A 21,642-nucleotide genomic window follows, 5' to 3' on the forward strand; every position below is an offset into this window, starting at 1 on the left:
ATAGCGGCGTTACATTTCCTAGCAAGCACATACTATAGATGTAGGCTAGCTATGACTAAAAATTCAACACTTGCATCTGGGATAGTAATACGTTGAAATGATATCGGCATGAATGAATTTAGTGAGTTCTTCTCTCAAGGTTATTGGTGGCTCTCATTGCTTGGCGGTCTACACTGCCTCGGGCTAGGCTTGTATATCCGCTACATTTACACCGAGCAAAGTGGTAACCATAAAATTCTGGGTGGCATTTTCAGTTTAATGGCGCTGTATTTTTTTACTGGGTTACTCAACATAAATAACGCCCCTGCCCCCATCCACTTACTTTTCATCTTAATTATTCCCGTCTACTTTTTAATGATGCCCCTGCTCTACCTCTATTGCGACCGCAGCCTTAATGAAATAAAACGGCCAATCGGTTTTTCACGTCACTTCTACCCCGCCGTTATCATCGCTATTATTGTGGTATTAGCCACCAGTTACCGAATCACCTTTGAGCATAATTGGCCTGAAATTAAACTGAGTCAGCCGCCGACTCTGACTGATTTAAGCCTTTTAGGCATGGTACTTCCTGCCATGCTATTTGTTCAGACTGGGCTCTATTTTTATTACATCATTAAAATGCTTAGCCGCTATCCCGGCCGAGTATCAAGAGTGCATCAAGATAGCCTCAAAGATATTAAGTTTCGCTGGTTGTTGGTGCTAACTCTCGCGTTAATGGGCAATTGGCTTATCAGGACGGTATTGGTGATCTTGCCTTTTTACTTTGGCGATAGGTTTATTGCTATCAACCAAGCCGCGACCAAGTTAGCCCTGTTATTGACTGTCTATATATTGGCTATTTACGGCCTCAAGCAGATCACCCGAGCCGCCTTTTTGCGCGGCAAACTCACTCAACAACATTCGAAACAACATCCGAAACAACCGATGCGGGCCAGCCAACAGCTACTTAGCTCTGAAGAGCTCGCTTATTTGCAGCAGTTAATGCTGGAGGAGAAAGAAGAGGATCAGAAAAATAACCCGCCATAGGCTTTGCTGAAGTCCACGGCGTGATAGGTCCATATTCGTTAGGCTTTACAGCCATGTAGGAAAATTTTAATCGCTTGCGCCGAATACTGCTTAATTTCCTCTTCCGAAGGGACACCTAACCCCAAGACCACATCTTGGTAATAATCACCTCGCAAAAGCCCGATCAACTGACTGCTTGTCTGGGCAGGATCGTCAATATTCAACTGTCCTTGAATAGCCTGTAGTTGTAAAAAATCACTCAACATTTGATAAAAACGATGGGGCCCACGAGATAAGAAAAAATCCACCAGCTCTTTATCTCGACGAGACTCAGTCACAATAATCCGATATATATCGATAATAGGCTGAGAACACAAAGCCTTAAGGTATTCGTAGCCAAACTGATTAAGCTGTTCAGCTAAATCCGCTTGAGCATCAAATTGAAAAGCACTGCCCACCTGTTCGGTACAGCGAGTGACCACCTGAATCAAAATTCCGCGCTTACAACCAAAATAGCTATAAAGGGTCTGCTTAGAGCCACCGCACACCTCAATAATTTGATCTAGACTCGTGTCGGCGTAACCCTGCTCAAAAAAAAGCTGAGTCGCTACGTCGATAATTTTTTCTTGTTTCTTTAGCGTAGATGGACGCATTCAAGTACCTCTCCTGTATGAGCCTAATTAGAACAGGTCTGTGTTATTCATGCAATTTAAGCCAAGTAACCCATAAGCTTGCTCAAGGCTAATTTGCGATCTCAAACGATCTTTTATGAACCTTGGTTAAAATTTAACTTGATCTAGTTATACCAAATAACTTATCGTACCGTCCAGTACAGTACGATAAGTTAATGAGAAAATATGAACGCCAAAATTAAAGCCATCGTTATCACCCTTGCCTTAGTCACGACTCTTGCAATGACGGCTAACACTTTTGTCAGTAATGCTGATACCGAAAAAACCGATAACGCCTATGTTCATGGTGAGATCACCCAGATAAGCGCCGAGGCTTCTGGTCGAGTCACAAAAATATTTGTAACAGATAACCAAATGGTAAAAGCCGGAGACGTACTGGCAATCATAGATCCGAGAGATTACGTCGCCCGACGAGACCAGGCTAAAGCGGCGTTAGCCATGGCGAGTGCATCACTCGATAGCAACCAGAGTCGCACCGCGCTACAACACGTCAATATCGACGAAACTGCAGCTCATTTGGAGATCGCAGAGGCGAACCATGACTTCGAGCAAAAGGAGCTCATTAGGTATGCAAAATTGGTTAAGACCGATGCTGTCAGCAAAACACAGCACGATGCGCAAGCGAACAAGGCTCGCATAGCCAATGCCAACCTTGAGGCGGCTAAGTTTAAGTTATCAGCAGCCAAGCAGCAGCTTATTAACCTAGAGACAGATCGCACTCACATTCTTGCACAGCAGCAACAAGCACAAGCAAGCTTAGCGCTAGCCGAACTAGAACTGCAAGATACCCAAATTCTAGCGCCGATCTCTGGCCGGATCGGTAATCGCGCCCTACAACTCGGTAAGTTTGTCCAAGCAGGTTCTGGCGTATTGGCCATTGTGCCAACCGGTGAATTATGGATAGAAGCCAACTTTAAAGAAACTCAGCTAACCCATATTCAACCCGGACAGGCCGTAGAGGTGATACTGGATATGTTCCCTGACTCAACACTCACTGGCACGGTGAGCAGCACTTCGCCATCAACAGGTGCGCAGTTCAGCCTCTTGCCTCCTGACAATGCCACCGGTAATTTCGTCAAGGTGGTGCAGCGAGTACCAGTAAAGATCAAACTGATGATCCCGTCGGCATTAAAAGGCCGAGTCGTTCCAGGGCTATCGGCAGAAGTCACGATTAACACCAATAGCACCAATAGCTAAGTCTTTCACTTATTCAGAGTTAATTCCATGAACCGCCGCCTCGAACTTATGCTAATTGTGACCCTGGCAATGATCCCATTTGGCATCACCTCGGCTATCTACAATGCCAGTGCCAGTAACATTGCCGGAACATTAAGCCTATCGGCTGACAATGCTTCTTGGTTCAATATTGCTTATATCTTAGCGCAATTACTGACCCTGCCTTTGGCCTCATGGCTAAGTTACCGCATAGGCGCAAAGCGCCTGCTAACCATGGGCACCGCTCTTGGCTTGTTAAGCAGTTTACTATTAGGTTTTAGCAGCAATGTCGTGGGGCACTTTATTGGCTGGGGCGTTATCGGGATTGCAGCAAGCTGTATGTTAGTGGCAGTGCAGGTGTTGGTGCTGCGTAACCTGTCACTTAAGGACATAGCTATTGCTGAAGGTTGCATGATGCTAATGACAACTCTGCTACCTATGGGCGTCTACCCTTGGCTTATCGCCGAGCTAGCCGAGAACGCCTTATGGCAACTCATCTTTGCGGCACAATCGAGCCTTTACCTGCTCATTTTGGCCTGGTTATGGTTACGGCCACTCGATTATATCGACGCGATACAGGTCCTGAAATTTAACGCGCTACAAGCGATTACCATGAGCGCTGCCATCACCGGGATCACGCTAGTCTTGATGCGTGGCCAGTACTATAACTGGTTCGATAGTCCAGAGTTTACTCAGATGACTCTGGTCACCGCGGCATTGATTCTCTTATGTGTATTCGTTATCGCGAAGCAGCTTGGTCGTGGCGAGTTCATTCGTAGCGATGTATTAAGCCCGCTAAAGAATAAAGTGTCGATGTACAACGCTGCCCTTGCAGGCTTTGCCGTGCTTGGCACTTCTATGCTGATCAGCGTTTACCTTGGCAGTGTATTGCGCTACAGCCATAGCGAGCAAGGCTGGCTGCAAGTGCCCGCTTTTGCCAGCATGTTTGTCGGCTTACTTATTAGTATCTGGATCTGTAATCACCCAAGACTCAAACCCGATGCTGTGGTGCCCATTGGTGTGCTAATGATCTTGCTCTCGAGCGTCTCGCTATCAGGTAGCAGCGCCAGTAGTGGCGCAAGTGATATGCTGCCAGCATTGATCTTACGCGGGCTTGGCGTCGGCTTGCTCAATGTCACCGTGTCTATCTCTATTTTATCGAGTTTTAAAAAAGAGCATATTTCACAGGGCGTAAGTTACTTCTACCTCTTTAGAACCTTAGGGGGTCTGATGGGCATGGCGTTGTTCTCTAGAATGATGAGTATTGAGTCCACCAGCACCATGGGTGTGCTAGGCGAAAATTTCAATCAAATGAACAGCAATTTCATCCAGTATCAAACGGCCATGACTCAAGTCTTGAACCAAGGGATGTTGGAAGCCACGCCAGAGCGAGTCGCGAGCTTGCTTTCCAGCCAACTGCAACTACAAACGGCAGCCGTTGCAGGAGGCAATAATTTCCAGTGGTTTATTATCTCGCTGTTTGTGCTTGCCCCTATCTTGATCATAGGTAAAAAGTTAGTGGCAAAGTCTGCTAATCAGCAGCCGGAAGATTAACTAAGTCTGTTTTTGATTTATCACAAATAAACACCATTGAATGAATTTTTTTCATAGCCAACCGCGTAAAAGTTACGCTAGTGTATTAGCCCTTATTTCAAGAAAATATCAAAAAAAAAATAATAAATGCAAGTTAACTTATTGAAGGGTAGGAATTAATACATGAAACAATCACACAAGCTATCGTTGCTTGCTGCCGCACTGTTCGGCAGCAGTTTCTCCGCCATGGCGGTAGAGAGAACGCACGACATCAGCATTGATGACTTCTTTGATATCGGTAATATGGGCGCAGTAACCCTTAGCCCGAATGGTAGGCAAGCGGTGTGGTTAGAGTCCCGCTGGGACAAGGAGCTTGATAAAAGCCAGCGCGACTTATGGTTAGTTGATACTCAGTCTCGCCAACCAAAGCGTCTGACCTTTACTAACGAGAGCGAGTCTAGCCCACAGTGGAGCCCAGACGGTGAATACGTTTACTACCTAGGAAAAATAAAGCAAGAAGGTGCAAAGGCACCATTCAACGGTAAAACTCAAGTCTTCCGTTTATCCATCTCAAGTGGCGATAGCCAACCTATGACTAAAGAAGCCGAAGGCGTCACAGGCTTTGAGCTCAGTCATGACGGTAAAAGCCTGTATTTTCTAACCACTAAAACCACAACCGATAAAGATCAGTGGGCAGCAATGCGCGCCGATCACAGCGCTCCAAAGTATGGCCACGGCGAACAAAAAACCAATCCACTATATCAGCTCGACCTTGAGCATTTTAAGCAGACATTACTCCTAGATGACGATAAGGTTGTTTGGGAGTTTAAGGTTAGCCAAGATGGCAGCAAGATAGCCCGTATCACCACCACAGATAACGAACTGGTGTTCTTAGAAGGTTGGTCTGATGTTGAAATTTTCGATACGACCACCCAGCAGAACAGCGTGCTGGCAGACACCCAATGGCGTGACAATGCCCCTTCGCCATATGGCTGGCTGCTCGGCCTTGCTTGGCAAGACAACAATACCGAATTAGCGTTTAGAATCGATTTCGACGGTCATCCAGGCCAGCTATTTATTGCCGATGCCAAAGCCACAGATAAACCATCGCTTGAGATCTCTCGCCCAGACGATGTGACACTGAACTCAAGCGATCTTACTTGGCGGCCAAACAGTGATGAGATCTGCTATCGCGGCGCCGATCATGGCCGCGTTAAACTGTTCTGTACTGAAATCGATGATGGCGAACAAGGCGATACTCGCAGCGTAATTCCCGGTGACATGGTGATCGGTAGTTATAGCTTTAGTCAAAATGGTAAGTCCGTCGCTTTTAGCCATAACGGCTTAGATCATTTCTCTGACATGTTTATTGCAGATGCCAACAGTAGCCGTGCCAAGGCTAAACGTATAACCAATATCAATCCACAAGTTGATAGCTGGAAACTGCCGCAGGTCTCTATTGTTAAATGGACGGCGCCAGACGGTAGTGTGGTTGAAGGCATACTCGATCTACCGGCTGGATACAAAAAAGAAGATGGCCCCTTGCCATTAATCGTGCAAATTCATGGGGGGCCAACATCAGCGACGCCTTATGCCCTGCAGCATAGATCTTACGGACGTTCGACCTTCACCGCTAATGGATGGGCTCTACTTTCACCTAATTACCGTGGCTCCACTGGCTATGGCGATAAGTTCTTAACCGATCTTGTTGGTCGTGAGCATGATATCGAAGTCAAAGATATCATGGCCGGTGTCGATCAATTGATCGCTGATGGTATTGTCGATGGCAACAAGATGGCCGTGATGGGCTGGAGTAACGGCGGTTATCTAACCAATGCGATTATCAGTACCAATAATCGTTTTAAAGCCGCAAGCTCTGGCGCTGGCGTATTCGATCAGCGCCTGCAGTGGATGCTTGAAGATACTCCGGGGCATGTGATTAACTTTATGGAAGGCCTGCCATGGGAAAAGCCTGCAGCCTATGATCATGGCTCGTCATTGACCCATGCTAATAACATCAAAACCCCAACGTTAATTCACATCGGTGAAGGCGATCAGCGTGTACCACTGGGTCATGCACAAGGTTTGTATCGCGCTCTTCAACACTACCTCAATGTACCTGTAGAGTTAGTCGTTTACCCCGATGAAGGCCATGGTTTAAGTAAATACCAGCACCGCAAGGCTAAGATGGAGTGGGATCAAAAATGGTTTAATCACTATGTATTAGGCCAGCCTGTAGAGTAAACGCGCTGTTTATCATCGTTTAGCTAACTCTATTAAAGCGCCCTGTTGGCGCTTTAATTTTTTAGATAACAATCGCTTTGTAAAAGTGTATTCACTTTCCGTTCAGTAAGGCTATGCTAAGGTTTAAGCAGTTTATGACATAGCGAAAATGGAATGAGGAGAATCCAATGATAGGTTTTATTAAAAGAGTCACCGCTAGCTTATGTCTACTTGCTAGCGTATTGATAGCGCCGCAGGCGCTCGCAGAAGACAGCTATGCGCAAGCTAAGAGCACTTTTCAGCAAGCCAATGAAACCCAAAAATTCTTTGACAGCGCTTATGGTTACGCACTATTTCCTACGGTAGGAAAAGGCGGTATAGGTATTGGTGCCGCCTATGGTAAAGGACAAGTGTATCGTGCTGGCAGCTATGCCGGTAATACCAGCCTAACTCAAATTTCTTTTGGTTTTCAGCTCGGTGGTCAGGCCTACAGCGAGATCATCTTTTTTAAAAATGAGGCCGCCTATAAAGACTTTACCAGTGGCAGTTTTGAATTTGGCGCTCAAGCTTCGGCCGTTGCCATCAACATAGGTGCCAATGCTCAGGCTGGTACCACAGGTAACTCAGCGGGCGCCGGTAAAAGTGCTGCTACTGCCGCCTATATTAATGGTATGGCGGTATTTACCGTAGCCAAAGGCGGCTTAATGTTTGAAGCTGCTCTAGCAGGGCAATCTTTTACTTTTGAAGAAAAGTAGAGAACAAGAAGGTTCTAGGAAATGCAGAGACGGATAGGACCTAGGACCTAGGTCCTAGGTCCTTCAAAGTTAGAACCGAGGTAAATCACATTCTTCACACCCCTTTACAGGATAAGAATTCGTTATTTATGCCCCCATGGCACTGGTGGCAATGCCACTGGCTTGCTCAGATCAAAATCGACTCTAAAATCACGATTTTCACGAGTTAAACGGTAAGTAAATTCTTGCGGCTTGACGTACATGTGCCACACGTTAGTCACCGACACATCTAAAGCATTTTCTCTAAAGTTGTTAATCGAGTAAGCATCGACGGGGAATGACTGCTCAGTAGCGATGCCCATATTGGCTGTCATACCACCATACATAGTCACCTTGTCTTCAGATCCATCTTTATGACGGTGATCATGAGCTAAATGCAGGCCATAAGGCGTTTTAGTTATCACCCAAGTACGAGAGTGGTCATCACCCACATGAAATGGCACCTTAAGTACTGTATCGCTGCATTCACGCACATGCATAACAAGCTTCTTGCCACTAAATGCCGAGTCTGCGCTATTGCCCGCAGTAACAGTTCCTTCAAACGCTTTGCCACAATGAGCAGCGAGATTATCGAAAAAAGCAGCCTGTTCTGAGGTCACTGCCATTGCAGGCAATGCAAAGCCACTCGCCGCTAACAGGGCCATTTGTGAGTATTTTATTGTTTTCATTATTATCTCCGATGATTTGTGACTAACACTATCACAAAGAGATAAATTTTAGCTGAAAGCTTAAAGTCTTTATAAATCAAGCTGTGCCTTGGTTTTAGCGCAATTAACGAATATAAGACAGCGCTCAACCTCTAAACATGGCGTATACTCGCGCGACATTTTTCAGTATCACTAAAAGCTCAACCCCTCATGAGTAAGTACACAGTTCCAACCTTCTCGCTCGCAATGTTACATCCCAAATATTGGGGTGTATTACTCATCGTTAGCCTTAGCTTTCTTTGCAGTCTGTTGCCTTATGCGATTCAAATACGCTTAGGTAAGCTTGTTGGCCGTATTGTCATCGGCTTTATGAAGAAGCGCCAGCACACCATTAAGCGCAATCTTGAACTGTGCTTTCCAGATATGGGTGACGCTGAGCGCGATAACTTAATCAAACTGAATATTGAAAACACCGGCTTAGCCCTATTAGAAACCGGTATGGCTTGGTTTTGGTCGAATGAACGTATTGCTAAACACACCACTGTAGTTGGCATGGAGCATATCGACAAACTAAAGGCTGAAGGTCGTGGTGCACTGCTAATTGCCGTGCACTCACTCAACCTTGAGCTTAGTGGCCGCGCATTTGGCCAATATGCAAAGGGCATGGCGGTATACCGCCCTAACAACAATCCATGTTTTGATTACTTCCAGCTAAAAGGACGTTCGCAAGGTGGGCATACGTTGATTCATCGCAAGAACGTCAAGTTTATGCTGGAAGCGCTCAATGATGGTGCCTTCATGTGGTATGCACCGGATCATGACTATGGTCGCCGTCGCTCGACTTTTGCGCCGTTATTCGCAGTTGAAAATGCTTGTACTACCACTGGCACCAGTTTGTTAGCGGATAACACCAACTGCGCCATAGTGCCTGTTGTTTTTGTACGTAACAACGACAGTGGCCACTACACTCTCACTATAAAAGAACCAATGATAGATAAGTTTCCTAAGGGAGATGAACACGCGGGCGCGTGCTTTATTAATAAGATTGTTGAAGAGTCAATTATGGCTAAGCCAAGCCAATATATGTGGCTACATAGGCGCTTTAAGAACCGCCCTGATGGCGAAAGCTCTTTGTATTAACCGGTGAAGCCTCTCTGTATCAATGCTTCACTAATCAAACCAGGCTGACGACTTTTCGGCGGCTTGGTTTTTGACATCATCATCGATATACATAGATACCATAGCCAGCGCAGCAGCTAATGCCCCGAGATCATCGGAAAATCCCAGTATAGGGGTTAAGTCTGGAATTGCATCAATCGGCGAGATAAAGTAAGCCAAGGCACCAAAAATCACCGTCTTCGCCCACTTAGGCGTATCTGGTCGCTTCGCGGCATAATATAAACACAGCGCATTATCTATCACTTCACGTCCGGCTTTTTTGGCAAACATTTTCACCTTCAGCCAAAAGTTCTCATCGCTATAATCGTTTGTGTCATTCGTTTCTTGAGTCATGATCCAGCCAAAAAAATAAGGGAATATCCTTGATATTCCCTTATTTTAGTTTAATTAGCTACAGCAAGCTTATCGCTGATGCTTTGGACAGTTGAGTGTCCCAAGCGTTGTTTTACTCTGGGTGCGTTACCTTTGGTGTTTCGGCGTGGTTCCCCAAGCATTCTTTTTAGGCGGTCGCTTGGCAGCTGCTTTATTTGAATTTGGATTTCCCTGACCACCTGTTTTAGCGCCTTGCTTAGCCGTGCTAGCGTTCGCCGCTTTGCTCTGGCCTGACTTATTCTGACTCGGCTTACTCTGAGCAGATTTACCCTGCCCAGACTTGCGGTCATCAAACTGATCAGCAGAGAAACGGGTAAAGGCTTTTTTACCTTTACCGTCATCTTTAGTATTGAGCTTCTTATTGTTGCGGTTCGCTTCACGCTCCTGGCGCGTCTCTACTGGCACTAAGCAAGATGGGCCATTACCAATTAACTTTTCTTTACCCATATCGATAAGCGCTTCACGAATAAGCGGCCAGCCTGCTGGGTCATGATAACGCAACAAAGCTTTATGTAACTTACGCTGGCGGCCTTTTTTCGGTACCGAAACCTGTTCGCTGTTGTGCTTCACATTTTTAAGTGAGTTCAGCTCGGTATGGTAAATCGTCGTTGCGTTTGCCATGGGTGATGGATAGAAGTTCTGCACTTGATCCAGCTTGAACTTTTCGCCTTTCAGCCATAGCGCCAAATTCACCATATCTTCATTGGTGGTGCCTGGATGCGCCGAGATAAAGTAAGGGATCAAATACTGCTTTTTCCCCGCCTCTTTTGAGTACTTATCGAAAAGTTCTTTAAACTTATCGTAAGTGCCCATTCCCGGCTTCATCATCTTATTGAGCGGTCCCTCTTCGGTATGCTCTGGAGCAATCTTCAGGTAGCCACCCACGTGATGGGTTGCCAGCTCTTTAACGTAGCGCGGATCTTCAGTGGCTAAGTCATAGCGCACCCCAGAGGCAATCAATACCTTTTTAATCCCTGGTACATCTCGAGCGGCGCGATACAAGTCGATAGTCGCTTGATGATCGGTATCTAAATGCCCACAAATTGACGGGAATACGCAAGATAAACGACGACAAGTACTTTCAGCTTTAACACTAGAACAGCCTAAGCGATACATGTTGGCCGTTGGGCCACCCAGATCGGAGATCACCCCGGTAAATCCAGGCACTTTATCTTGAATGTCTTTAATTTCTTTAACGATCGAATCCTGAGAACGACTTTGAATAATTCGTCCTTCATGCTCGGTGATCGAACAGAAAGAACAGCCACCAAAGCAGCCACGCATAATATTGATTGAGGTCTTAATCATGTCGTAGGCAGGAATTTTTTCTTTGCCATAAGATGGATGCGGTACGCGCTGATAAGCTAAATCAAATACGCCATCCATCTCATCAGTATTCAGCGGCCATGCCGGTGGGTTAACCCAAATGGCACGCTCGGCATGCTTTTGAAATAACGCGCGCGCACAACCGGGATTTTGCTCCTGATGCAAAATACGCGAGGCATGGGCATACAAAAACTTATCTTCAGATACTTTTTCATAGCTAGGCAGTAAGACATAAGTCTTCTCCCAAGGCTTAGGTCTGGCAGGTTGGATACTGATCGCCTTTGGCGCATCATTATCGAATATTTTCTCATCCGTTGGGCCCGACAGGTTTTTACAACCGACATCATCGGCACCATACGGGTTAGGAATTGGATCGATTTTATGTAGTTGATCGATTTTTCGTGAATCCATGCCCTTCCACTCAGGCAAAGGCTCTTTACGAATAACTGTCGTGCCGCGAATATCATGCAGCTCAGAGATAGGCTCGCCAGCGGCTAAACGGTGTGACAACTCCACCAAAGGTCGCTCAGCATTACCGTAAACCAAGATATCTGCTTTGGCGTCTAAAATAACGCTACGACGCACTTTATCGGACCAATAATCGTAGTGAGCGATACGGCGTAAGCTCGCTTCGATACCGCCAATCACCACAGGCACATTCTTAAAGGCTTCCTTACAGCGCTGGGTGTAAACCGTTACGGCACGATCGGGGCGTTTACCGCCAATATTTCCTGCGGTATAGGCATCATCATGACGCATACGCCGCTCGGCCGTATAGCGGTTGATCATCGAGTCCATGTTACCGGCGGTCACACCAAAATAGAGGTTAGGCTTACCTAACTTCATAAAGTCTTCTTTGTTTGACCAATCAGGTTGGGCAATAATCCCGACTCTAAAGCCTTGCGCTTCGAGCATGCGGCCAATTACTGCCATACCAAAGCTTGGATGATCCACGTACGCATCGCCGGTGACGATAATGATGTCGCAACTATCCCAGCCTAGCTTAGCCATCTCTTTGCGAGACATAGGCAAGAAGGGCGCTGGGCGAGTAAGCTCAGGGCGATACTTTGGAAAGGTAAATAACGTGGATTCTACTTGCATGGATTAGGCAGCCTAACTGAAATACAAAAATTACGCAGATTTCGCGCCCCACGTTACTCTCACGTTGGGGACGCGGAGTATAACAGGCTCCGCCTGCAAGGTGTGACTAAAAAAGCATCAAGTTGATGCTTTTTTTAGTATAGCCCCTTATCCCATAATTTGGCTGTGGGTATTATTCAGCCTGACTTTACAGTGTACTGAAGTCGATACAATAAGGCTTATTAGCTTTTGGCTGACATTGGCTAAGCGCTATAAACTGGAGATAAAAGTCAGTAAATTTGCCAGCACTAGAGCTAACATCACAGCCCAAGTTAACAAGATGCCCCAAAAACGACCGAAATGATAACCGCCTCGCCCCTGAGTTAACCCAATTGCATGCAGCAAACGAGCAACAATCCATACCGTGCCAAATACGTAAAGTAATAGCGCACCGGTGCCATTCATCTCTGCAACCACGAACAGCAACAAAGTAATAGGCGCGTTTTCCAATAAATTAGCGTGCACTCTTTGCGCCAATTCAAGTGACTCATTACCCGCACTACCGAGACCAATTTTATGTCTGCGCCTCAGTTTTATTACCCTAAAAGAGAGCGCAATCGTTAACAGTGCAGTAAGGCTGATAAACAAAGCGGATATAGCAAGTGGCATACGTTGACCTATTCAGTAGCAAGCAAAACCACAGCATTACAATTATCGAACATTATGTAAAATAAATGGCAACCTTTTTAGCTCAAATAGGTTAAGATGCGCTCGTCAAAACAGGGCAAATAAACATCTGTATAGAACAAACGATAAAAACAATATAAGCATTTGTTTAATAAAAATAAATAATCCTGAAGTCACCTACAGCGAAGCAAGATTGTGGATAATCGAGAATTTTTAGAAAAGCGCCGTTTCATCATACGGCTCGGTAAAGCACTGCATAAATTTGGTACGCCAGCCTATCGCCTAGAGACTCACCTACAAGGTGTTTCTAACGTGCTTGGCATTGAAGGTTACTTCTTGATCTCGCCAACCGCGATGACCTTTGTGTTACAACACGACGAAGACCAAGAGTATAACCACGTCGCCAGAGTGAAGCCCGGTGAGCTAGATCTGGGCTCATTAGCCAGAACCGACGAACTGGTTGAAGAACTCATGTCAGGTCAGCGCACACTCAGTGAAGCGCTTGAACGCCTAGAAGAGATCTCCAATAAACCTAATCCATACGGTACCAAACTAACCCTACTCGCCTTTGGTGTATCGGCAGGTGCCTTTGCCATGCTAATGGGCACGAGTTGGAACGATGCTTTTTGGTCTAGCATGTTAGGCCTGATGGTTTACGGTTTAGTTTATCGCGCCGAACGTTCTAAACGTATGGCAGAAATGCTTGAGCCCCTTGCCGCGATCCTCTGCGCTATTGCAGCCTTCGCTATCGCACGCGTCGACCCTTCGGTTAATATCCCTGTGGTGATCTTGTCCGGCATTATTATCTTTATTCCCGGCCTTGCCCTCACTTTGGGGCTAGCTGAACTCGCCGCGCGTGACCTTATCTCAGGTACGGCAAGGGTGATGGATGCCTTCATGCTGCTATTTAAGCTCTATTTCGGGGTGATCCTCGGCATGGCCATTGGCAAGGCGTTATTTGGCGAGACAAGCTATATTCCTCCTGAAGCACTACCTCAATGGGCGACATTTATCTCAGTGCCAATCTTATCTACGGCACTGGTTGTTATCTTTAAAGCCAGAATAAAAGACTCCCCCTGGGGCATATTAGCTGGCATTGTCGCTTTTTTCTCGGCGATATTGGGCGGGATTTACTTTGGCGAATCGATTGGTATTTTCTTTGGCGCATTAGCCGTCGGCGTATACTCCAACTTGTTTTCTCGTTGGATGAAGGCACCCGCTTCTATCGCATTATTGCAAGGCATAGTGATCTTAGTACCTGGTAGTAAAACCTATATCGGCCTTAATACCTTAATTCTCGGTGAGACCATCTTTAACCAATCTCATTTGGGGATACAGATTTTTTTAATTTTTATGTCCATTATTGCAGGCTTAATTTTTGCCAACGTTGCCGTTCCGCCAAGGCGTACCTTGTAAGCGCTAGCAGCAATAATCACCAAAGAAAGAGCGCTTAAAGGCGCTCTTTTTTATTGCGCTAAATCATTTTCTGATTAAGTAAAACTGCCTGTTATGACTTGACTAATCTACACTTACGCTGTGTTATAGTTTTGTTACACCTTAGCCGCTATTAATTCTCGCCAAGGAGTAGAGTGACATAATGAAGCGGGTTTTCAGCATCACCTTAGTGTTCTTTTTTAGCATCCAGATGGATGTTGCTTCGGCTGAAAATAAAACTGCAGTTCCTGATAACAACCACGCTGAAGATTACGAGCAAAAAAAACCGACCAAGAATATTGTGATCAAGAGTAACGATATTTTTGATCTCTCCGACCCCGATACTTTTTTCATTCATCGCTGGGCTAACTACCTACATATTAACACCCGAGACTCAGTGATCCGCGACAAACTTAGCTTTTCAGAAGGAAATGAAGTCAGCCAAAAGGACCTAGACGAAGCACAACGTATATTGCGCTCACAGGCCTATATTCGTGACGCTAAAATTAGCTACTCAGCACCCGCTCCCGATGCAGACCTTGCTGATGAAGGCGAAAATATCTTGGTCGAAACTTGGGATAACTGGTCACTGTTACCCACCTTTAGTGCCAGTCGAAGCGGCGGTGAAAATAAGTTTTCCATCGGTATCAAAGAAGATAACTTACTCGGCTACGGTATCCGTACTCGTATCAAATATCAGTCAAATGCCGACAGAACGGGTTACAAATTTGGGGTTGAGGCACCATTTAACTACATAAAATACGCCACTATTGCCGCAGACTTTTACGATAATAGCGATGGTCAGGCTAAACATGTTTATTTTAATAAACCATTTTATACCTTAGATGGCAGCCATATGTATTCCGCCGAATACCTAGATGATCTCCGTGTCGATACCCTTAAACAAAACGGGATGGATATTAATGAGTTTCAGCACTCCGTTTTCTACAATAATGCCCGTTTTGGCTGGCTGATAAACCACAATAGCGAGGAAGTTTCTAGGTTTATTACCGGGATAACTCAAGACCAGCACGAGTTTAACCATATCGATAGCTACCCAAACTCAGAGCTGCCAAAAGATAGAGACTTTCTTTATCCATGGCTTGCTTATCAGTATCTACAAGATGATTTCAAAGTCCTCAAGAATGTGCATTTAATTAATTACAACGAGGACTTTAACTTTGGTTGGCAGCATTACTTTAAGCTAGGTATCGAAACCCGAGACCTAAACGACAGCTCACCGATTGGTTACCACATAAACTGGCAATCGAGTCGCGGCTACCAAGGTGAGGATCAACTGATTTTATTGGAGATGGATGGTGAGGGCGTATTTGCCACCAGCCAAAAAGATTTCTATAAACTCAATGTCGCCGCCGAGTATTTTTATCATATTAGTCCCAAGTGGACTGCCTATTCGAAGCTCAGATTAAGCACCTCACAAAATAACTACTTGGATGAACCTTTTGCTCTTGGCGATGACACTGGGGTTCGTGGCTACCCCAATGATTACCAATATGGTGACAATCAATGGGCCTTTACCGCAGAGATAAGAAACTATCCTAATATCAATTTATACCAATTAGCGGAACTCGGTTGGGCCGTATTTACCGATGTAGGTCATGCATTTGGTGGTGACGATGAAAATAACGCAGTATCTTCCCCCATCGGCAGCGTTGGTATTGGTGCAAGGATTTACTCATCAAAATCAAGCTACGGTAATGTCGCTCATATTGATATAAGTATGCCATTCACCTCCGGGGTTGAAGTGAATAGTTGGGAATGGCGCTTTCAGGTAAAAAATCGCTTTTAGACGTATTAAAAATACTAGCAAGCGGAGTCCATTCCACTTAGCCATTCCTAGTTCATTAAGCGTTAGGGAGTTGCCTAGAACTTATAATCTAACGATAAATAGATCTGCTGGCTATTATCAATATCGATACCGTTTTCACTATAATCCTGCGCTAAGTATCGATAACCTAAATCAGATGATAAGTTTTCTGTCCATTTATATTGCACCCCAGCTTGTCCGCCATATACAAAGTCTGTGGATGAGCGGCCGGCAATTTTATTGTCATTCACACCCGCGCTAACACCCAAAAATAGGTTTACATCTTTATGTACAGGGATAAGGTAATCATAAGACAACAACCAGCTATACTGCTCTTGTTTATAGTCAGCTGATGAATTGGAGAACTCATCCTCCATATAAGCAAAGGTACCAGTGATTCGATGCTGCTGTTCAATCAGCACGCCAATACGCCCCTGCCAAGACATATCTTCAGTGTCATGGCTTACCGCACCATCAACTTTATCCATTTGGTAGCCAGCAGCCGCACCCGCAAAAAAATCGACTTCAACGGCCTGAACGCTGCTAATCATTAAGCCTGAACATAATACGCTTGCTAAAATAGTGTTTGCTTTCATCATCAACCTCACTCTCAATTGAATTTTATCTCTTACCCTGTGTAAGCGACATTGAGGTTAGATTAGCGACTTATTGGAGGAGGAAAAACAGGTTGTTGGCAATCAGTTTGTATCGAAAATTATGACAATCAACAACTCAATTCTGAATCATTGACTCAACGCTAAGTAGATAGCGAGATAAGTATTCAATAACAAAAATATACTCTTATTAATCATATGCGGACAGCAAGGTGGCAATCTGTGTATGTGTGGCGTCACCAGTTAATAAGCGATGTTATTGTAATGAAAAGCGCAACCATAAACGCACCTTTAAGACACTAAAACAAAATGCCCTTTATCTGTGACTTCATCATTAGGAGCTAACACCGTTAAAACTGAATCAACACCTGCAGTAACCTTGCCCAAACTCGATATCACAAATCCCCTTGAGCAAAATCAATCAAACCAACATGTAAAATCAACCATTCGATTTAATTTATAGTCGTCTCAGTTAAACAGCAATATTCGCGGTTAATGGCTGTGTCCTTGTGAAACATTAATCATCATCACGCCAGCCGCCACCAGCACCATACCAATCCACGCCGTCATATCTAAATGCTCGCGATAAAATAGCGCCGACAATAAAGTCACAGTAACAATGGCCAACCCCGCCCAAAGCGCGTGTACTACACCAACAGGCATGCCCTTCATCGCTTGGCCTAAAAAGATAAATGCCGTTAGGTGGCCTAGAAGCACTAAAGCGGCAGGTAACGGCTTACTAAAACCATCGGTGGCTTTTAACGCCACATGAGACAAGGCTTCTGCCACCACACCCAGAAAAAGAAACATCCAGCTCATTTTATTACCTTAATTGTGCTCCGCAATTGTTTGCAAAGGCGTTTAAAATCAATATCCGTATTATATTTTCCTGATAAATAATGATAATCCCCCTTCAATACAAATCACTTTTACTCTTGGGTAATAATCTTTTTAAAGGTAATAGAAAAGCCGCCCTATTGGCGGCTTATAGCGTCGGTATTTCGGGTGAAAATTGCGTTTTACTGCGCTAAATGCTCGGCATGAAAACGTAAGTGGTTTTCAATGAAGCTAGAGATGAAGTAATAGCTATGATCATAACCTTCTTGCATATTTAGCGTTAGCGGGTAGCCGCTCATTTTAGCTGCGGCCTCTAGTACTTCTGGCTTTAACTGCTCGATAAGAAAGTCATCAGCCTCACCTTGATCAACTAAAGCTGGCACAAATTCAGTCGCTTTACGCATCAATAGGCTGGCATCGTAATCAACCCAAGTTGTGGTATCACGGCCTAGATAGGCTGTTAATGCCTTTTTGCCCCAAGGGCAATTTACTGGATTTGCAATCGGGCTAAATGCCGACACAGATTGATAAGCCTGTGGGTTACGCATGGCAATCACCAACGCACCGTGGCCACCCATAGAGTGACCCGCAATAGAGCGCTTATCACTCACCGGGAACATAGACTCAATAAGCGCAGGCAATTCATTAACCACATAATCGTACATGCGGTAATGGCGATTCCAAGGTGCTTGGGTAGCATTGACATAAAAGCCCGCGCCTTTACCTAAGTCGTAACCCGCATCATCGGCAACATCATCGCCTCGAGGGCTGGTATCTGGCGCAACAATCGCAATACCCAGCTCAGCAGCCATTCGCTGTGCGCCGGCTTTTTGCATAAAGTTTTCATCGGTGCAGGTTAGCCCTGACAACCAATAAAGCACGGGAACTTTTTTACCATTTGACGCTTGAGGCGGCAGATAAACCGCAAATCGCATGGCGCAATTTAGGGTTGTAGACTGGTGGCTATATTGCTTATGCCAGCCGCCAAAGCTCTTGTTGACACTGATATTTTCAACGGTCATTTAATGCCGACTCCTATAAATTTTTACATCGAGAGCAATCAAGCCTCTTAAAAACAACAAGCGCCCGAAAGCGCTTGTTATTTTATATGACTTAATTACTTGTCGAAGTGGATTACTGTACGAATACTCTTACCTTCGTGCATAAGATCAAATGCTTCGTTAACTTGCTCAAGCGCCATTGTATGAGTAATAAAGTCACTTAACTTGAACTCACCTGCAAGGTAACGCTCAACGTACTCTGGTAATTCAGAGCGGCCTTTAACGCCACCAAATGCACTACCTTTCCAAACACGACCCGTCACTAACTGGAATGGACGCGTTGAGATCTCTTGGCCTGCACCTGCAACACCAATAATCACTGACTCGCCCCAACCTTTATGGCAACACTCAAGTGCGCTACGCATGACGTTAACGTTACCAATACACTCAAATGAGTAATCAACGCCGCCATCAGTCAGCTCAACAATCACATCTTGGATTGGCTTGTCATAGTCTTTAGGGTTAATGCAGTCAGTTGCACCCAATTGACGGGCTAGGTCGAACTTACTTTCGTTGATATCGATAGCAATGATGCGTGACGCTTTAGCCATTGCTGCGCCGATAACCGCTGACAGACCAATGCCACCCATACCGAAGATAGCAACGGTTGCGCCTTCCTCAACTTTAGCGGTGTTCATTACCGCGCCCATACCGGTTGTGACACCACAGCCTAGAAGACAAACTTCTTCAAGTGGCGCTTCAGGGTTGACTTTCGCTAACGAAATTTCAGGTAATACTGTGTACTCAGAGAACGTTGAAGTGCCCATGTAGTGATAGATTATCTGGCCATCTTTAGAGAAACGGCTAGTACCATCTGGCATCAAACCTTTACCTTGAGTTTCACGGATCTTCTGACAAAGGTTAGTCTTACCAGACTTACAGAATTTACATTCGCCACATTCAGGAGTGTAAAGTGGGATAACGTGGTCGCCTACTTTAACGCTAGTGACACCTTCACCGATAGACTCAACAATACCGCCACCTTCATGACCAAGAATACAAGGGAAGATGCCTTCTGGATCGTCGCCCGATAATGTAAATGCGTCGGTGTGACACACGCCAGTGGCGATCATCTTAACGCGCACTTCACCTTTTTGTGGTGGCATTACATCTACGATTTCCATAGATAGTGGCTGGCCAACAGCCCAAGCTACTGCGGCTTTTGATTTGATTGTTTGTGCTGTCATCTTGTATTCCTACTCTTAATAAACTTTTATATACGGCGTGTCACCGCTGTGGGTATGGCAAAGATTATAACGACCTGTTCAATATTGATAATCCCATCAATAGGTAATTTACCTTTACCATATGGTAATAATCTTTAGGAACGTGGCTTCATTATTTACTGAAATGCTTTCTAGGGCTTGAGCTAGTTCAAAGCCATGTTATAAATTAATCTCTACTGGTTTTTGCCACAGCAAATTTAACGTAGCTGGCTATCTTTACTGCCTCGGCGATTAAACAGCTGTTGCTTTGCCTGAGCACCATCGAGTGCATTTTGACAATGAACACAGAGTCGTACACCTGCCACCGCCATACGTCGAGCCTCAGGGATCTGCTCGCCACACTCTTCACAATGTTGCAGGCTAATCCCGCCAACCAGTTTACTTCTAGCGGTTGACACGGCATCGTCGACACTGCTGTCGATTTGATCTTGCACCGCACCATCTCTTGACCATCCACCAGCCATGTTAGTACCTCTCTATGACAATTCGCGGTTGCTGAGCATAAGTCGATTTAGCAGCCTATTAATCTATAGTCGAAGGCTGGGATTGCGTCTAACAATCCACTGTATTTCGCCCTTGAGTGACCAGCGCGAACTGAGAGCGAAGTCGCTCCAGATATAGACAGTTCCAGATATAAGCAGTCCATGTCACCCGGCTGCAGGTTAGCTAACCTGATTAGCGACAATGACTCACCTTTTGATGAGGCTCATTATATTTATTTCAAATAGAATGATAATTAGCTCTTAATACAAATCTCTTTTACCATACAGTAATAAAGGCTGAGTCAGCTTGTCGCATAAGGAGTCATCATGTTCAATTGGGAAGGTGTGAGTGAGTTTGTCGCCGTTGCTGAAGCAGAAAGCTTTACCAAGGCATCACAAAGATTGGGGATATCAACCGCACAAGTCAGCCGCCAAATTAGTGCACTTGAAACCAGACTGGCCTCTAAGCTGTTTCACCGCACCACCCGCAAGGTATCGGTAACCGAAGTTGGTCGCATCTATTATCAACATTGTCGCCAAGTATTAGATGGCTTAGAAGAAGCCGAGCGTGCAATTACTAATTTGCAGACAAGCCCACGCGGGTTACTCAAAATCACCGCGCCGGTCACCTATGGCGAAATGACCATGGCGCCATTAATTAATGACTTTGCATCGCTCTACCCAGAGCTGGAAGTCAAACTCAATCTAACCAACCAAAAGTTAGACTTAGTTGATGAAGGTTACGATCTGGCGATTCGACTTGGACACTTAGAAGACTCAAGCATGATGGCCAAGAAGCTAAGCAGTCGTACCCAATATGTGTGCGCGTCGCCTAGCTATATCTCAACCTATGGTATTCCGCACTCGCTATCAGAGCTAGATCAGCACAACTGCCTAATCGGCACCATGGATTATTGGCGCTTTCAAGAAAATGGCAAAACCAGAAATGTACGCGTTAGAGGCAGTTTAAGTTGTAATAGTGGCCACGCTTTAGTTGATGCCGCCATTAAAGGCATCGGCATAGTACAATTGCCCGATTATTACGTATTGCCGTTTATTGAGTCAGGCGAGCTAACGCCTTTGCTTGAGCAAAACCGCCAACCAGAAGAGGGGATTTGGGCGCTTTATCCGCAAAATCGCCACCTCTCACCAAAGGTACGTATGCTACTTGATCACTTAAGCCACGGCCTTAAACAAGCCTAGCACTCCCACTATTTTGACCTACACCCCAGAGCGTGGGTCAAAATACATATGACAAAATTCAAGTAAAATGCTTAAAAATCAATAAACAATAATTCCTCACCCAACAATTGTTACCTGTGTGCAAAAGTAATTTACCTTTTGAGCTAATTGTTCCAAAAAGAACGGTAACTATAATGAGCGCCATCTAAAGCCCTGCACTCGGTC

Annotated in this window: 19 protein-coding genes; 9 read left to right on the forward strand and 10 right to left on the reverse strand. The window is 45.2% G+C overall.

The annotated features are described in order from the left end of the window. Positions 1-108 precede the first annotated feature (108 nt). Positions 109-1,026: a hypothetical protein gene (locus ACVBIO_RS07140; RefSeq protein ID WP_447161809.1), complete on the forward strand. Its 918-nt coding sequence runs from the start codon at positions 109-111 to the stop codon at positions 1,024-1,026. A 38-nt stretch (positions 1,027-1,064) separates the two neighbouring features. Here the strand turns inward: ACVBIO_RS07140 and ACVBIO_RS07145 are convergent, their stop codons facing one another. Further along, entirely contained in the window at positions 1,065-1,658 is a 594-nt protein-coding gene (locus ACVBIO_RS07145; RefSeq protein WP_447164022.1) for a TetR/AcrR family transcriptional regulator, read from the reverse strand. Between the two features lie 204 nt (positions 1,659-1,862). Between ACVBIO_RS07145 and ACVBIO_RS07150 the strand changes: the two genes are divergently transcribed. The 4 genes from ACVBIO_RS07150 to ACVBIO_RS07165 all read left to right on the forward strand — a co-directional run bounded on the left by ACVBIO_RS07150 (position 1,863) and on the right by ACVBIO_RS07165 (position 7,423). Beyond that, the gene (locus tag ACVBIO_RS07150) at positions 1,863-2,894 is read left to right on the forward strand and encodes an HlyD family secretion protein (protein ID WP_447172288.1); all 1,032 of its coding nucleotides are present in this window, start codon (positions 1,863-1,865) and stop codon (positions 2,892-2,894) included. A gap of 27 nt (positions 2,895-2,921) precedes the next feature. Further along, complete coding sequence (locus ACVBIO_RS07155) at positions 2,922-4,466, forward strand: MFS transporter (RefSeq protein WP_447161812.1); 1,545 nt, start codon at positions 2,922-2,924, stop codon at positions 4,464-4,466. Between the two features lie 162 nt (positions 4,467-4,628). Continuing rightward, complete coding sequence (locus ACVBIO_RS07160; protein ID WP_447172289.1) at positions 4,629-6,689, forward strand: prolyl oligopeptidase family serine peptidase; 2,061 nt, start codon at positions 4,629-4,631, stop codon at positions 6,687-6,689. A gap of 167 nt (positions 6,690-6,856) precedes the next feature. Further along, a complete protein-coding gene (locus ACVBIO_RS07165; protein ID WP_447161814.1) occupies positions 6,857-7,423 on the forward strand; it encodes a YSC84-related protein in 567 nt (188 codons plus the stop codon). A gap of 122 nt (positions 7,424-7,545) precedes the next feature. On the opposite strand, the gene ACVBIO_RS07170 is transcribed toward ACVBIO_RS07165, so the two are convergent. Continuing rightward, positions 7,546-8,130 carry a hypothetical protein gene (locus tag ACVBIO_RS07170; protein ID WP_447161815.1) on the reverse strand — a complete coding sequence of 195 codons (585 nt, stop codon included), beginning with the start codon at positions 8,128-8,130 and terminating at the stop codon, positions 7,546-7,548. 189 nt (positions 8,131-8,319) lie between these two features. Here ACVBIO_RS07170 and lpxL point away from each other — a divergent pair, with 189 nt between their 5' ends. Continuing rightward, on the forward strand, positions 8,320-9,249 hold the full coding sequence (gene lpxL / locus ACVBIO_RS07175) for an LpxL/LpxP family Kdo(2)-lipid IV(A) lauroyl/palmitoleoyl acyltransferase (protein ID WP_447161816.1): 930 nt from the start codon (positions 8,320-8,322) through the stop codon (positions 9,247-9,249). A gap of 30 nt (positions 9,250-9,279) precedes the next feature. Here lpxL and ACVBIO_RS07180 read toward each other — a convergent pair whose 3' ends face one another. The 3 genes from ACVBIO_RS07180 to ACVBIO_RS07190 form a co-directional block, all read right to left on the reverse strand. Further along, positions 9,280-9,621: a YkvA family protein gene (locus tag ACVBIO_RS07180; RefSeq protein ID WP_447172290.1), complete on the reverse strand. Its 342-nt coding sequence runs from the start codon at positions 9,619-9,621 to the stop codon at positions 9,280-9,282. 126 nt (positions 9,622-9,747) lie between these two features. Beyond that, the gene (locus tag ACVBIO_RS07185; RefSeq protein WP_447164027.1) at positions 9,748-12,087 is read right to left on the reverse strand and encodes a YgiQ family radical SAM protein; all 2,340 of its coding nucleotides are present in this window, start codon (positions 12,085-12,087) and stop codon (positions 9,748-9,750) included. 249 nt (positions 12,088-12,336) lie between these two features. Continuing rightward, positions 12,337-12,735, reverse strand: coding sequence for an MAPEG family protein (locus ACVBIO_RS07190; RefSeq protein ID WP_447172291.1), 399 nt, complete (start codon positions 12,733-12,735; stop codon positions 12,337-12,339). Positions 12,736-12,948: 213 nt separating this feature from the next. Here ACVBIO_RS07190 and ACVBIO_RS07195 point away from each other — a divergent pair, with 213 nt between their 5' ends. Both ACVBIO_RS07195 and ACVBIO_RS07200 read left to right on the forward strand, forming a co-directional pair. After that, the gene (locus ACVBIO_RS07195) at positions 12,949-14,169 is read left to right on the forward strand and encodes a threonine/serine ThrE exporter family protein (protein ID WP_447164028.1); all 1,221 of its coding nucleotides are present in this window, start codon (positions 12,949-12,951) and stop codon (positions 14,167-14,169) included. Between the two features lie 229 nt (positions 14,170-14,398). Next, positions 14,399-15,997, forward strand: a complete 1,599-nt coding sequence (locus ACVBIO_RS07200) for a ShlB/FhaC/HecB family hemolysin secretion/activation protein (RefSeq protein ID WP_447172306.1) — start codon at positions 14,399-14,401, stop codon at positions 15,995-15,997. Positions 15,998-16,071: 74 nt separating this feature from the next. Here ACVBIO_RS07200 and ACVBIO_RS07205 read toward each other — a convergent pair whose 3' ends face one another. The 5 genes from ACVBIO_RS07205 to ACVBIO_RS07225 form a co-directional block, all read right to left on the reverse strand. After that, positions 16,072-16,614: an outer membrane protein gene (locus tag ACVBIO_RS07205; protein ID WP_447172292.1), complete on the reverse strand. Its 543-nt coding sequence runs from the start codon at positions 16,612-16,614 to the stop codon at positions 16,072-16,074. 507 nt (positions 16,615-17,121) lie between these two features. Beyond that, complete coding sequence (locus ACVBIO_RS07210; protein WP_447167106.1) at positions 17,122-17,448, reverse strand: DMT family transporter; 327 nt, start codon at positions 17,446-17,448, stop codon at positions 17,122-17,124. Positions 17,449-17,648: 200 nt separating this feature from the next. Then, the gene (gene fghA, locus ACVBIO_RS07215; protein WP_447169666.1) at positions 17,649-18,488 is read right to left on the reverse strand and encodes an S-formylglutathione hydrolase; all 840 of its coding nucleotides are present in this window, start codon (positions 18,486-18,488) and stop codon (positions 17,649-17,651) included. A gap of 95 nt (positions 18,489-18,583) precedes the next feature. Then, positions 18,584-19,714, reverse strand: a complete 1,131-nt coding sequence (locus ACVBIO_RS07220; RefSeq protein ID WP_447161823.1) for an S-(hydroxymethyl)glutathione dehydrogenase/class III alcohol dehydrogenase — start codon at positions 19,712-19,714, stop codon at positions 18,584-18,586. A gap of 236 nt (positions 19,715-19,950) precedes the next feature. Continuing rightward, positions 19,951-20,217: a DksA/TraR family C4-type zinc finger protein gene (locus ACVBIO_RS07225; protein ID WP_447172293.1), complete on the reverse strand. Its 267-nt coding sequence runs from the start codon at positions 20,215-20,217 to the stop codon at positions 19,951-19,953. Between the two features lie 345 nt (positions 20,218-20,562). Here ACVBIO_RS07225 and ACVBIO_RS07230 point away from each other — a divergent pair, with 345 nt between their 5' ends. Continuing rightward, on the forward strand, positions 20,563-21,438 hold the full coding sequence (locus tag ACVBIO_RS07230; protein ID WP_447161824.1) for a LysR substrate-binding domain-containing protein: 876 nt from the start codon (positions 20,563-20,565) through the stop codon (positions 21,436-21,438). The last annotated feature ends 204 nt before the right edge of the window (positions 21,439-21,642 follow it).

The sequence above is a fragment of the Shewanella sp. 0m-8 genome, from assembly GCF_052977265.1.

Bases quoted from the DNA above. Each gene is read 5' to 3' on its own strand.
- ACVBIO_RS07140 (WP_447161809.1), top strand. From the start codon at position 109: ATGAATGAATTTAGTGAGTTCTTCTCTCAAGGTTATTGGTGGCTCTCA.
- ACVBIO_RS07145 (WP_447164022.1), bottom strand. From the start codon at position 1,658: ATGCGTCCATCTACGCTAAAGAAACAAGAAAAAATTATCGACGTAGCG.
- ACVBIO_RS07150 (WP_447172288.1), top strand. From the start codon at position 1,863: ATGAACGCCAAAATTAAAGCCATCGTTATCACCCTTGCCTTAGTCACG.
- ACVBIO_RS07155 (WP_447161812.1), top strand. From the start codon at position 2,922: ATGAACCGCCGCCTCGAACTTATGCTAATTGTGACCCTGGCAATGATC.
- ACVBIO_RS07160 (WP_447172289.1), top strand. From the start codon at position 4,629: ATGAAACAATCACACAAGCTATCGTTGCTTGCTGCCGCACTGTTCGGC.
- ACVBIO_RS07165 (WP_447161814.1), top strand. From the start codon at position 6,857: ATGATAGGTTTTATTAAAAGAGTCACCGCTAGCTTATGTCTACTTGCT.
- ACVBIO_RS07170 (WP_447161815.1), bottom strand. From the start codon at position 8,130: ATGAAAACAATAAAATACTCACAAATGGCCCTGTTAGCGGCGAGTGGC.
- lpxL (WP_447161816.1), top strand. From the start codon at position 8,320: ATGAGTAAGTACACAGTTCCAACCTTCTCGCTCGCAATGTTACATCCC.
- ACVBIO_RS07180 (WP_447172290.1), bottom strand. From the start codon at position 9,621: ATGACTCAAGAAACGAATGACACAAACGATTATAGCGATGAGAACTTT.
- ACVBIO_RS07185 (WP_447164027.1), bottom strand. From the start codon at position 12,087: ATGCAAGTAGAATCCACGTTATTTACCTTTCCAAAGTATCGCCCTGAG.
- ACVBIO_RS07190 (WP_447172291.1), bottom strand. From the start codon at position 12,735: ATGCCACTTGCTATATCCGCTTTGTTTATCAGCCTTACTGCACTGTTA.
- ACVBIO_RS07200 (WP_447172306.1), top strand. From the start codon at position 14,399: ATGGATGTTGCTTCGGCTGAAAATAAAACTGCAGTTCCTGATAACAAC.
- ACVBIO_RS07205 (WP_447172292.1), bottom strand. From the start codon at position 16,614: ATGATGAAAGCAAACACTATTTTAGCAAGCGTATTATGTTCAGGCTTA.
- ACVBIO_RS07210 (WP_447167106.1), bottom strand. From the start codon at position 17,448: ATGAGCTGGATGTTTCTTTTTCTGGGTGTGGTGGCAGAAGCCTTGTCT.
- fghA (WP_447169666.1), bottom strand. From the start codon at position 18,488: ATGACCGTTGAAAATATCAGTGTCAACAAGAGCTTTGGCGGCTGGCAT.
- ACVBIO_RS07220 (WP_447161823.1), bottom strand. From the start codon at position 19,714: ATGACAGCACAAACAATCAAATCAAAAGCCGCAGTAGCTTGGGCTGTT.
- ACVBIO_RS07225 (WP_447172293.1), bottom strand. From the start codon at position 20,217: ATGGCTGGTGGATGGTCAAGAGATGGTGCGGTGCAAGATCAAATCGAC.
- ACVBIO_RS07230 (WP_447161824.1), top strand. From the start codon at position 20,563: ATGTTCAATTGGGAAGGTGTGAGTGAGTTTGTCGCCGTTGCTGAAGCA.